The 12,542-nt window shown below is 52.0% G+C and carries 10 protein-coding genes; 8 read left to right on the forward strand and 2 right to left on the reverse strand.

All coding sequences use genetic code 11. The annotated features are described in order from the left end of the window. Nucleotides 1-133 precede the first annotated feature (133 nt). The 3 genes from eutC to OMP95_RS08995 are packed head-to-tail and all read left to right on the forward strand — an operon-like array spanning nucleotide 134 to nucleotide 3,933. Entirely contained in the window at nucleotides 134-2,392 is a 2,259-nt protein-coding gene (gene eutC / locus OMP95_RS08985) for an ethanolamine ammonia-lyase subunit EutC (protein WP_416234642.1), read from the forward strand. Between the two features lie 3 nt (nucleotides 2,393-2,395). Then, the gene (locus OMP95_RS08990) at nucleotides 2,396-3,766 is read left to right on the forward strand and encodes an ammonium transporter (RefSeq protein ID WP_266327991.1); all 1,371 of its coding nucleotides are present in this window, start codon (nucleotides 2,396-2,398) and stop codon (nucleotides 3,764-3,766) included. Between the two features lie 2 nt (nucleotides 3,767-3,768). After that, a complete protein-coding gene (locus OMP95_RS08995) occupies nucleotides 3,769-3,933 on the forward strand; it encodes a hypothetical protein (RefSeq protein ID WP_266327993.1) in 165 nt (54 codons plus the stop codon). Between the two features lie 322 nt (nucleotides 3,934-4,255). Here OMP95_RS08995 and argH read toward each other — a convergent pair whose 3' ends face one another. Continuing rightward, nucleotides 4,256-5,638: an argininosuccinate lyase gene (gene argH / locus OMP95_RS09000; RefSeq protein ID WP_266327995.1), complete on the reverse strand. Its 1,383-nt coding sequence runs from the start codon at nucleotides 5,636-5,638 to the stop codon at nucleotides 4,256-4,258. A gap of 120 nt (nucleotides 5,639-5,758) precedes the next feature. Here argH and hemC point away from each other — a divergent pair, with 120 nt between their 5' ends. From hemC to OMP95_RS09025, 5 genes are read left to right on the forward strand one after another with little or no spacing between them, the layout of a single operon-like run. Further along, nucleotides 5,759-6,688 (forward strand): hydroxymethylbilane synthase, encoded by a 930-nt coding sequence (gene hemC, locus OMP95_RS09005; protein WP_266327997.1) that lies wholly within the window; start codon nucleotides 5,759-5,761, stop codon nucleotides 6,686-6,688. Continuing rightward, nucleotides 6,672-7,424, forward strand: coding sequence for a uroporphyrinogen-III synthase (locus tag OMP95_RS09010; protein ID WP_266327999.1), 753 nt, complete (start codon nucleotides 6,672-6,674; stop codon nucleotides 7,422-7,424). The genes hemC and OMP95_RS09010 overlap by 17 nt, the downstream gene beginning before the upstream one ends. 1 nt (nucleotide 7,425) lies before the next feature. Beyond that, the gene (locus tag OMP95_RS09015) at nucleotides 7,426-8,448 is read left to right on the forward strand and encodes a uroporphyrinogen-III C-methyltransferase (protein WP_266328001.1); all 1,023 of its coding nucleotides are present in this window, start codon (nucleotides 7,426-7,428) and stop codon (nucleotides 8,446-8,448) included. Beyond that, nucleotides 8,445-9,647 (forward strand): heme biosynthesis HemY N-terminal domain-containing protein, encoded by a 1,203-nt coding sequence (locus tag OMP95_RS09020; RefSeq protein WP_266328003.1) that lies wholly within the window; start codon nucleotides 8,445-8,447, stop codon nucleotides 9,645-9,647. The genes OMP95_RS09015 and OMP95_RS09020 overlap by 4 nt, the downstream gene beginning before the upstream one ends. 8 nt (nucleotides 9,648-9,655) lie before the next feature. Beyond that, nucleotides 9,656-11,386, forward strand: a complete 1,731-nt coding sequence (locus OMP95_RS09025) for a monovalent cation:proton antiporter-2 (CPA2) family protein (protein ID WP_266328005.1) — start codon at nucleotides 9,656-9,658, stop codon at nucleotides 11,384-11,386. Between the two features lie 51 nt (nucleotides 11,387-11,437). Here OMP95_RS09025 and dnaN read toward each other — a convergent pair whose 3' ends face one another. Further along, entirely contained in the window at nucleotides 11,438-12,541 is a 1,104-nt protein-coding gene (gene dnaN, locus OMP95_RS09030; RefSeq protein ID WP_266328007.1) for a DNA polymerase III subunit beta, read from the reverse strand. Between the last annotated feature and the right edge of the window lies 1 nt (nucleotide 12,542).

Here is a 12,542-nt window from a genome sequence, read left to right on the forward strand (position 1 = left end):
TCATTCTAGGAAACTTTGTTTATTGTAAGGCAATTTTTGTTCCAGCCATCTGGATTTAAAGCATTTTATGTCACAGACTTATCGATACTTCTTGGGAAGCAGAACCTATCAGTTTGCGGATTTAGCAGAACTGATGGCTAAGGCTAGTCCGTCTCGTTCGGGAGATCGCTTGGCAGGTGTGATAGCTGAAAGTGCTGAAGAGCGGGCTGTAGCACAAATGCTGTTGGCTGAAACCCCACTGAAAGTCTTCCTTAATGAAGCTTTAGTGCCTTATGAACAGGATGAAGTGACTCGGCTGATTATTGATGACCATGATGCTGCTGCCTTTGAAAGGATTTCCCATCTGACAGTAGGTGATTTTCGTAACTGGTTGCTTTCTGATGAGACGACGACAGAGATCCTGACCCAGGTATGCTCAGGTATTACCCCGGAAATGGCTGCCGCTGTCAGCAAAATCATGCGTAATCAGGATTTGATTCTGGTCGCGCAGAAGTGTCGAGTGGTCACGGCTTTTAGAAACACGATTGGTTTACCGAAAAGATTGTCTACGAGGCTACAGCCCAATCACCCCACCGATGATGTGAATGGCATTGCCGCCAGTATTTTTGATGGTTTGCTGTATGGCTCGGGTGATGCGGTGATTGGCATTAATCCGGCCACAGATAATGTCACGCAGGCGACACGCCTGATGTCGTTAATGGATGAAGTGATTTCACTTTATGAGATTCCGACACAGTCCTGCGTGCTGACCCATGTCACCAATACCTTGGAGTGTATCGAAAACGGTGCACCGGTGGATTTGGTATTTCAATCCATAGGCGGTACAGAAAAAACCAACAGCAGTTTTGGTTTTAATCTCGCCATACTAGCAGAGGCGCAACAGGCCGCGCTGGCATTAAAACGCGGCACCGTGGGCCAGAATGTCATGTATTTCGAAACCGGGCAGGGCAGTGCGCTTTCTGCTAATGCCCATCATGGCCTGGATCAACAAACCTGCGAGGCCCGAGCCTATGCCGTGGCCAGAAAATTTAATCCGCTGTTGGTGAATACCGTGGTGGGATTTATTGGCCCGGAATATTTGTTTGATGGCAAAGAAATTATCCGCGCCGGCCTGGAAGATCACTTCTGCGGCAAATTACTCGGCCTGCCAATGGGCTGTGATGTCTGTTATACCAACCATGCTGAAGCCGATCAGAATGATATGGATAATCTGCTGACCTTGCTGGGTACCGCCGGTTGCTCCTTTGTGATGGGGATTCCCGGTTCTGACGACATTATGCTGAACTATCAGACCACTTCTTTTCATGATGCCCTTTATGCCCGTCGTGTGCTGGGATTGGGGGCCGCCCCGGAATTTGAAACCTGGCTGGAAAAGATGCAGATCATGAGTAATGCGGCTGGGGTCCGGCTGAATGCTCAACTGCCACCGGCATTTGCTGCCAGGGTGACTGTTTTACCTGACAGGGAAACAGCAGGGAAGCACATAGTTAAACCCGTTGAGTCCCCTAACCATGAGGCGTATGGCCAGGATTGGCGCGGTGTGATTGATAATCCCTGGCGTCGTTTGCGTCAGTTTACTGCTGCCCGAATCGGGATTGGCCGGGCAGGTATCAGCACCCCGACACAGGCGTCACTCGACTTTCAGCTGGCCCATGCCCAGGCGCGTGACGCTGTACATACCGCGATGGACTGGGACAGCCTTAAACAGGCCCTGCTTCAACTCGCTGAGGACTATCCGCTGTTAAATTCAGCGCCACCTTTGACACTCCACAGCCAAGCGCCGGATCGGAGGACCTATTTACAGCGTCCGGACCGGGGCAGACAACTGAATGAAGCATCACGGCAGTTATTAACGCAGTGTCGGTCACAGCAGCCATTTGATTTGGTTTTGGTGGTGGCTGATGGCCTATCAGCGACGGCGATTAAGCAAAATGCGCTGCCGTTCATCCGTGAACTGGTCTCGGCACTCAGCCATGAACAGGCGTCTGTTTCCCTGGCACCGATTGCTTTGGTGGAACAGGGCCGTGTCGCCATTGGCGACGATGTCGGCGAATGTCTTAAGGCCCATGCGGTTTTGGTACTCATTGGAGAACGACCTGGTCTCAGTTCTCCCGACAGTTTGGGGCTGTATCTGAGCTGGGCTCCTAAAAGAGGCCTGACCGATGACAAACGCAATTGTATTTCCAACGTACGTATAGCCGGCCTTTCTTATTCAGGCGCGGCCAGGAAATGTCTTTATCTGCTGAGTGAAGCGCGAAGACTGCAGTGTTCAGGCGTAGCTATCAAGGATCGCTCTACTGACAAGATCATTGATAGCCATGCCGTACAAACCAGCTTTTTGCTGGACAACAAAACTGACCTACAAGTGGTTTCAACTGAGAAAGAGGACTGAAAGATGGAAAAAACGCCTACGCTAGAGTCGCTGCAGGCAACGCTAGATGCGCAGCAAGCAGTTTTTGAAATGCATCAGGCAATGAATGTTGAGGTGTTCTATTGGTGGTGTACCGCCATTATGATCATGATTCATGCCGGTTTCCTGGCTTATGAAATGGGGGCATCACGCAGTAAAAATGCGCTGGCCGCAGGGATAAAGAATATTCTTGCAGTGGCGGTGATTATCCCGACCTTCTATCTGTTTGGCTGGTGGATTTATAATGCATTCCCCGGTGGATTTATTCCGGTGGAGGCGACGGCAGCCTTGCCTTGGTCGGCCAGTATGGGACCGGATGTGCAGGATATGGGAACCGGTGTCTTCTGGGCGGCATTTGCCCTGTTTGGTGCGACTACAGGATCTATCATGTCTGGCGCGGTCATCGAACGTATCCGTGTCAGCGCGTTTCTGATATTGACCGTGATCCTGGGCAGTGCGGTCTGGATTCTGGCCGGTGCCTGGGGTTGGCATCCGGACGGCTGGTTGCTGACTAAACTGGGTTATCACGATGTCGGTGCATCAGGGGTTGTACATGCTGTGGCCGGCTTCTTTACGCTTGGCGTATTGATAAACCTGGGCGCGCGTAAAGGTAAATTCATCAATGGTGTGGCCCAAACGATAGCGCCCCATAATCTGCCGATGACACTGATTGGCCTGATGATGATTATCTTTGGTTTCTTCGGCTTCCTGGGTGGCTGCATTATCTTTAATGGCGGTGAAACCGGTTGGACAACCATTTACGGCACCCCAACCAATCTCTCTGCTTTTGCCTTCAATACGCTGATGGGCTTTGCCGGCGGTGTGATCGGTTGTTATCTGGCGACCCGTGACCCATTCTGGACCATGTCAGGTGGTCTGGTCGGCATCATCTCTGTCGCGGCCGGTCTGGATATCTATGACCCGGCACTGGCTTTTGTGATTGCCACTTGTATGGGGCTGCTGTCCGTTCATTTTGCTAAATTTCTGGAAAAACGCGGGATTGATGATGCCGTGGGTGCAGTGTCTGTGCACGGCTTTGCCGGTATCGTCGCTGTCGCGCTGGTTGGCGTATTTGCTAGCGGCACACCTAACGCGGTTGATGGTGCGCCTGCGATAAGCTTCGTCGGCCAGTTAGTGGGCGCAGCCATAATGGGGCTAGTGGGCTTTATCCCGGGCTATGGTTTGTCACTGCTGCTCAAGAAAGCCAATATTCTGCGTGTACCTGACGCGTGTGAAGATATCGGCATCGATGAAGTGGAAATTCTTGCCAAGCCTTATCCGGAAGCGAACGGTGTACCCGCTGTGGCTTCAAGTGATGTCCCAAACAAACTGGCTAACGAAACAACAGGAGCGTAATCATGGGTAGTTCAATTACAACTTGGGAAAATGTGAGTGCCTATTTTACCTTTGCAGATAATCCTTTTGCACTGGTTGTGTTTGCACTTGGTGTTGCAGCCATCGTGGCTGGCCTTATTGTCTCAATTATCAAACATGAAAATGAGGCATTTGAACACCACAACTAAGATCAGTGAAATCATCATTGATGAACTTGGTTAAGAGCTGAGTAGAAATAACCCCGGCATGTTTGCCGGGGTTATTTTTTTCAGATTAATCATTCTTTGCAGCTTTGAATTTCGATCGCTGCGGGCCTGAAAAATATCTTCGACCAGGAATACTATGCCCTGACCCCGGACCGGATCAGCCTTATGGTGCCGGGATTGATATTGGTGCGCCGCGTACAGCTTATATCGAGCTGTCGATGAGATTTTAAGTGGGTTCCCTGATGAATAACGGCGGCCAGTGGCCGCCGTTATGGTCAGTCATCATGCAGCTATCAAGTCTGCATTAACGCTGTTGTCGGGCTTTCTTGATTGCAGCCCGGACTTGTTCTGGTGCTGTGCCGCCAAGATGGTTACGGGCTGCTACCGAGCCTTCCAAGGTCAGTACTTCAAATACATCGTCGCTGATTTGATCGGAGAACTGCTGCAGTTCTTCCAGGCTCATTTCTGACAGATCCTTGTTATGTTTAATGCCGTAGGCGACTGATAGACCGACCACTTCATGAGCATCACGGAACGGCGTGCCCTTGCGCACCAGGTAATCGGCCAGATCGGTGGCGGTGGCATAACCGCGTAAAGCGGCCTGACGCATATTGTCTTTTTTCACGGTAATGACCGCCATCATATCGGCATAAACGCGTAATGAGCCGAGCAGGGTGTCAATGGTGTCAAACAGCGGTTCCTTGTCTTCCTGGTTGTCCTTGTTGTAGGCCAGCGGCTGGTTTTTCATCAAAGTCAGCAGGTTGAACATATTGCCGTAGACGCGGCTGGTCTTGCCGCGAATCAGTTCGGGCACGTCGGGATTTTTCTTCTGCGGCATGATCGATGAGCCGGTGCAGAAGGCATCGCCGAGATCGACAAAATCGAACTGTGCCGACGACCAGATAATCAGCTCTTCGGAGAAACGCGACAGGTGCATCATCAGAATCGCCGCGAAGCTGTTGAACTCGATGGCAAAGTCGCGGTCACTGACCGCATCCAGCGAGTTCTGGCAGATCCTGTCAAAACCCAGCAAGTTCGCTGTCATTTCGCGGTCAATCGGGAAAGTTGTGCCCGCCAAAGCGGCAGCGCCCAGCGGCATGCTGTTAACCCGTTTTGCGCAGTCATCGAGACGTTCGGTATCACGGACCAGCATTTCATACCAGGCCAGCATATGGTGGCCGAAGGTCACCGGCTGCGCGGTTTGCAGATGGGTAAAACCGGGCATAATGGTGTCGGCTTCGCGTTCGGCGACATCCAGTAACGCTTCCTGCAAGCGGTTAAGCTGCAGGCGAATCGGCGCAATCATGTCACGCAAATACAAACGCACATCGGTCGCCACCTGATCATTTCGCGAGCGGCCGGTATGCAGTTTTTTACCGACTTCGCCAATCAGCGCGATCAGCCGCGCTTCGATATTCATGTGCACGTCTTCCTGGGCAATCGACCACTCGAATTCGCCGTTTTCGATTTCCTGCTCGATCTGCTGCAGACCATTGATAATCTGATCCCGTTCTTTCGTAGTCAGCACCGCGACTTCAGCCAGCATGGTGGCATGGGCGATCGAGCCACGGATATCCTGGCGGAACATGCGCTGATCGAATTGCACCGAAGCGGTAAATTCCTCGACAAATTTGTCGGTGGGTTGGGTCAGTCGGGCCGATGAGAGTTTTTTATTGGCTGTTGTCATGGTGATCAATTCAGGACTATAAATAAGGCGCCATTATAACGCGGTTACTCGAGAGTCAAGGTGTGAAATGCTAGAATCAGATATTGTTTATCGATAAATCAATTTGAAGTGACCGCATTAATGAGCATTAAAACCGTACGCATCGCCACCCGCAACAGTCCTCTGGCTATCTGGCAGGCTGAATTTATCAAAGCCCAGTTGATGGCTCTGTACCCCGATCTTGAAGTCGAGCTGATAGGGATGAAAACCCAGGGAGATATCATTCTGGACACGCCTTTGGCGAAAGTGGGCGGCAAAGGGCTGTTCGTCAAAGAACTTGAGCAGGGCATGCTGGAAGGCCGCGCCGATATTGCGGTACATTCGATGAAAGACGTGCCAGTTGAGTTTCCGGAAGGCTTACATTTGCCGGTGATCTGCAAGCGTGAAGATCCGCATGATGCGTTTGTCTCCAATCATTATCAAACCATCGATGAACTGCCGCAGGGCGCCCGGGTCGGCACTTCCAGCCTGCGCCGCGAATGTCAGCTGCGCATGTACCGACCGGATCTGGAAGTATTGCCGCTCAGGGGCAATGTGAATACGCGGCTGCGCAAACTGGATGAAGGTCAGTTTGATGCCATTATTCTGGCCATGGCCGGTTTGAAACGACTGGGTTTTGATGATCGCATCCGCAGCGCGTTAACCCCGGAGCAAAGCCTGCCGGCTATCGGCCAGGGCGCGCTGGGTATAGAGACCCGCATTGACGATGAAGACATGAATGCGCTGATAGCGCCGCTGCATTGTCCTGAAACGGCGATTGTATTGGCTGCGGAACGGGCTCTGAACCGCCGTCTGGCCGGGGGCTGTCAGGTTCCTATTGCCGGTTATGCCATATTGGAAGGCGATCAATTGTGGTTGCGCGGCCTGGTGGGCCGTCCGGATGGCACTGAAACCCTAACGGCGGAGGTTCGCGGCGATGCCTCCCGCGCTGAGGCACTGGGTATCGAGGTTGCAGAAATCCTGCTTGGTAAAGGGGCTGACAAGATCCTGGCCGATGTTTATGGTGACTGAGCAGGTACTGGCCGGGCAGAAAATTCTGATTACCCGGCCGCTTAAACAATCCAAAATCCTGGCAATCCTGATTGAGAATGCAGGCGGTGAAGCGATTGTTTTGCCTGTTATTGATATTGAAGCGGTGGATCCGGCTTTGTGGAATCAACAGCCGTTAAATGTTTATGATTGGCTGATATTTGTCAGTCGTAATGCGGTTGACTGTTTTGTTGCTGGCTGGCAGCACCCTTTGCCTGAGGCCTTGCAACTGGCAGCTGTCGGTAATGGCACGGCAGCGGCGATGCGTGCCCAGGGGCTTAAGGTCGACCTGCAACCGGCCCGGGCAACTGGCAGTGAAGGTTTGTTAGCGATGGAGGCCATGCAGCAGATTGCCAATCAACAGGTACTCATTGTCAGAGGTGTGGGGGGGCGTGAACTGCTCGCTGATACCCTTGCGGCCAGAGGTGCTAGTATTAGCTATATGGAAGTGTATCGACGTGCGCTGGCAGCGCCTGATACCTCGGCCCTGGCCACAGCGCTGACAGCGGATAAAGTCATTTGTACCAGCGTCGCAGGGGTCAATAATCTGTACCAGCTGTTCGGTCCGGATATGGCTATACTGATAAAAAAACCATTGGTGGTGCTGAGTGAGCGCATCAAACAACATGCTTTAGCACTGGGATTCGAACGGGTGTTTGTGACGGCCGATGCCGACGATAAAGCAATATTACAACGTTTGACAGAAATGGATGGATAGCATGGCAAACAACGGCGAAAAACAGCAAATTGACGACAACGTTCAGGATGCTGAAGTTGTCAGTGATGAAGCAAAGCAATACACCACAAACAGGTGGCTCTGGCTGGCCGTTGTTTTACTGCTGATTTTGTCAGTTTCCAGCAGTGGCTGGTTATACCTGCAGCAACAGCAGTTTCAGCAGCTGCAGCAACAACAGCTGGAACGGCTCAACAGTGATACAGATGCTGTGACCCAGGCCCTGCAACAAAATAGACAACAGTTGGGCGAGGTACAGCAACAACAGCAGCAATTGGGCAAACAGCTCAATGAACTGCTGGCGCGCGAGCAATATTCCAGCACTGATCTGCTCAGGTTATGGGCCTTGCAGGAAATTGAATACCTGCTGAGTATGGCTAATCAACGCGCTTTACTGGCACATGATGTCGCCGGTGCCCAACAGGCATTGACCTTGGCGGATAAGCAGCTGGAAGCACTGTCTGATTATCGCCTACATCCGCTTCGTGCGCTGATTGCAGAAGAAAGAATGGCGCTGGATTCGCTGGCGGATATTGATATTGCCGGCATGGCCATACAGCTGCAAACGGCCGCGAATCGAATCGATAGCTTGCGTGTGGTGAAAGGCCCGGAAGTCAATTCCGCCAAAGCGCCTATCACCCCTGACTCTTCAGCCGACGCCGACTGGCGTCAGGCGTTGAAAGCTGTCTGGCAGCAAATCCGTTCGCTGGTGGTGATTCGACATGATCAAAACGGCGAAGCTGCAGTATTAGTCCCCGAGCAGCGCTATTTCCTCTATCAGAATCTGAGGTTGCAACTGGAAAGCGCCCGGCTGGCGTTACTCAATGCGGACGCTGCCAGTTATGAGCATAGTCTGCAAACTGCCGCCGACTGGCTGAAACGCTATTTCACCGGTGATGAACGTGATGCGATGCTCAACACGCTGACCCAGTTACAACAACAGAATATAGATATCAACATTCCCGATATCTCAGCTTCGCTGAACTGGCTGGTGGAGTATCAGCAATGAAACTATTAATCATTGTTGCGTTGGCGCTGGCGTTGGGGGCGGCTTTTATCTGGGCCGCGGATTTTGAACCCGGTTTTGTGTTGCTGCAATACGGTAACTGGAGTCTGGAAACGTCGCTGGTGGTGTTTTCAGTGGCCTTTATCTTATTGCTGGTTGCGGCTTATATGCTGCTGCGCAGCCTGGTGCTGGTCAAACAGTCACCTACCCGCCTGTCTTCCTGGAAACAGACGCAGAGACATAAACGCGCCAGTCAGGCGTTGACGCGTGGCCTGATTACTTTGGAAGAAGGACGCTGGGCGGAAGCTGAGCGTATCTTGCTCAAACATGCCGGTAACAGTGAGACACCGCTTTTGCATTATCTGGCAGCAGCCCGTGCGGCGCAAAAGCAAAACGCACCAGACAGGCGTGATAACTATCTGCGTCTGGCACATGAAACCACGGAAGGTGCGGACATTGCTGTGGGGGTGGTGCAGGCTGAGTTGCAACTTTCAGCGGGCCAGAAGGAGCAGGCACTGGCGACATTACAGCATTTACGTGAAATGGCACCTAAACATCCTTATATTTTGCAATTGCTGCAAACGCTGTATCAGGACACGAATCAGTGGCAGGAAGTGCAAGCTGTATTGCCGGCTTTGCGCAAACAACATGTGCTGGAGTCTGTTGAAGTGCAGGCATTAACCAGAGAAGCTGCAGTGGGGCAGTTGGAAGCCGCACTGACCAGGCAGGATTGGACAAAAATGGCATCTGTCTGGGAAAAGTCACCCACCAGAATACGGCAGTCGGAGGCGATGCTTAAACCTTATATCAATGGCTTGATCAAGCAGGGTGAGCATGAACAGGCGATTACCTTGATAGAGCAATTTATGCGTAAAGACTGGAGTGAGGCGTTGGTCTACCAATACGGACAGATTAAGCAGGGTGATTTGCTTAAACGGCTGGCAACGGCTGAAAAATGGCTCAAGAACAAACAGGACAATCCGTGGTTATTGCTGACCCTGGGCCGTTTGGCTAAAGCCAGCGAGCTGTGGACCAAGTCTGAGGAATATCTGCGAGCCAGTATCGAACATGGCGCCCGGGGCGAGACTTATCAGGCTTTGGCTGAAGTGCAGATGGAGCAGGGTAAAAAAGAACTGGCAGCCGAAACATACAAGGCCGGGCTGAATTTGATGTTAAACCCTGTCACAGTCCCAGCGAAATGAGGTAAACAATGCAAGAGGCTGGGGGATACCTGATTGATATTCTGGCGTTGCTGCTGGCAACGGTAGTGATTATCCCTTTTTTCCATGCCATCCGTCTGGGAGCCATTCTGGGGTATCTGACTGCGGGCGTGATCCTCGGCCCCTGGGGTTTCGGTGTCATCACTGAAGTGGAAGATATCCGCCATTTAGCCGAATTTGGCGTCGTCTTCCTGCTTTTTATACTCGGTATTGAACTCAAACCCGATAAATTGTGGCAGATGCGCAGGATGGTGATTGGTCTGGGGATGGGGCAGGTTTTTATCACCGCCGGCCTGATTTATGGCCTTGCCTTGTGGTTTGGCGTGTCACAAAAAAGTGCCATCATCGTCGGTTTCGGTCTGGCATTATCCTCTACCGCATTCTGTCTGAAACTGCTGTCCGAGCGCGGCGGCATCTCGACCGTGATGGGTCGTATGTCATTTTCTATCCTGCTGCTGCAGGATCTGGCTGTGGTGCCCTTGCTCGCGCTGGTGTCATATTTTGCCAGTGGTGGTGACCCGGCAGCGATGGAAGTCGGCCTCAAACCCATCTATGCCGTATTGATGATTATTGCTTTATTGGTTGCCGGTCGTTATCTGCTCAATCCGGTGATGGGCCGTATTGTCGCCAGTCAGGATCCCGAGGTTTTTATCGCGTTGTCCGTGTTACTGGTTCTGGGCGTGGCATGGATCATGGAATCGGTGGGGTTTTCAATGGCGCTGGGAGCATTTCTCGCCGGGGTGATGCTGGCTGAATCACATTATCGCCATCAGATTGAAGCCGATATCCTGCCGTTCAGGGGAATTTTGCTGGGACTGTTTTTCATGACAGTGGGCATGGGCATCAATTTTGCCCTTTTATGGGAACATTTGTTTACCATCATTGCGTTAACGCTAGGCCTGATGATATTGAAAGCACTGGTGGTTTATCTGCTATCAAGGTTAACCGGCGCCAGGCATGATATTTCGTTGCAGACCGGTGTGTTGCTGTCCCAGAGCGGTGAATTTGGTTTTGTGTTATTCGGTTTTGCCGCGGCCTCTGGGGTGTTGGAATCTTCTCTGAGTCATATCCTGACCCTGGTGATTGCGCTGACCATGGTGTTGACACCGTTTGTAGTGAAAGGAACCAACATGCTGCTGCTTCGTTTTTATATACCGGAACCTGATGATGAAGATTATGCTGAGTTCGTTGATCACAGCGAAGAGCATGTCATCCTGGCCGGTTTCGGCAGAGTAGGCGCCCGCGTTGGTACGTTATTGGGCGCTGCCGGTGTGCCTTATATCGCGCTGGATATGAAACAGCAGCGGGTCAAAGAAGCCCGCGCGCAGGGTTTTCCGGTGTTTTTCGGTGATGCCAGCAAGGTCAAGGTATTACAGTCTGCCGGCGCTGATCATGCCAAAATGATAGTGGTAACTCTGGATGAGCCGAACCAGGTCGACCGGCTGGTGACGCAGGTGCGCCAGTTTTATCCCAATATGCCGATTCACACCCGTGCCAGGGACCGTAAGCACTGTGCGGAATTGATCAGTCAAGGGGCGACCACAACCGTTTCTGAAACGCTGGAAACCAGCCTGCGTCTGACAGAAGAAGTGTTGTTAGGCAGTGGTGTGGAAGAGGCGGTGGCTAAAAATGTTATTAACGAATTCCGCGATGATTATTATTCCAATGTGGTGCAGAAAGTTACCGAGAATAAAGTCGTATTAGGTGAGCTTAAACACTAAGAATCGCTGCAGCGCGCATAGGGATCCTTTATTCAGGGCCCTGGACTGGACTTAAAGCCGCATCGGCATGACAACATACTGCCGTTCATACTGCGGGTCGGCAGGGGTGATCAACGCGCTGCTGGTTTCATCTGTAAACAGGATTTTGACCTTATCGTCGGGAATCGCGTTTAACAGATCCAGCAGGTAGGCATTGTTAAAGGCGATCTCCAGCGGCGTGCCTTTATAGTCAACGCTGATTTCCTCTTCCGCTGATTCCTGTTCCTGGTTGGTCACAGTGGCTTTGAGCTGATCGGTATCCAGATTGATACGCACACTGCGATGTTTGTCATTAGACAGGATCGCGGCACGCGACAAGGCTTGTTTGAGCTCATCGCGCTCGGCCAGCACTTCCTTGTCACCGCCCAGCGGCAGTACCCGTTCGTAGTTAGGGAATTGACCGTCAATCAGTTTGGAGGTGAAATGCAGATCCGGCAGTTCAACTTTGATTTGCTGATTGCTGAACGCCAGTTTGACATCATCATCGCTGTCATTGAGTAAGCGCCCCAGTTCAATGATCGCTTTGCGGGGCACAATCACGCTGTTTTTCTCCGCAACCGGTGTGGCTGTGGTCAGGCTGCCCAGCGCCAGACGGTGCCCATCTGTGGCGACAGCGCGCAGCGTGGTGTCTTCACGCTCCAGCAACAAACCGTTGAGGTAGTAGCGTACATCCTGACTGGCCATGGCGAAGCTGGTTTCATCGAGCAATGATTTCAGCGCTGATTGCGGCAGGCTGATTTCATCCACGTAGTTAGCGCCTTCACTGTCAGGGAAATCATCGCTGGACAAAGTGGACAGTGAGAAACGGCTCTTGCCGGCCTTGACTACCGCCTTATTGTCGCTGGCGTTAAAACTGATGGTTGCATTGCCGGGCAGGGCTCTGACGATATCGAGAAATTTGCGCGCAGACACCGTGGTTTTTCCTTCCTGTTCGACGGCGACCGGCAGGGTGGTAATCATCTCCAGCTCCATATCGGTACTGGTCATGGACAGGTGGTTACCATGAGCACGTAACAACACATTGGATAAAATCGGCAAAGTCGCACGGCGTTCAACAATGCTGCACACCAGTTGTAGAGGCCGGACGAGGGTTTCTTGGCTGACAGTGAATTGCATG

This window comes from Methylophaga sp. OBS4 (assembly GCF_026319305.1).
GTDB lineage: Bacteria > Pseudomonadota > Gammaproteobacteria > Nitrosococcales > Methylophagaceae > Methylophaga.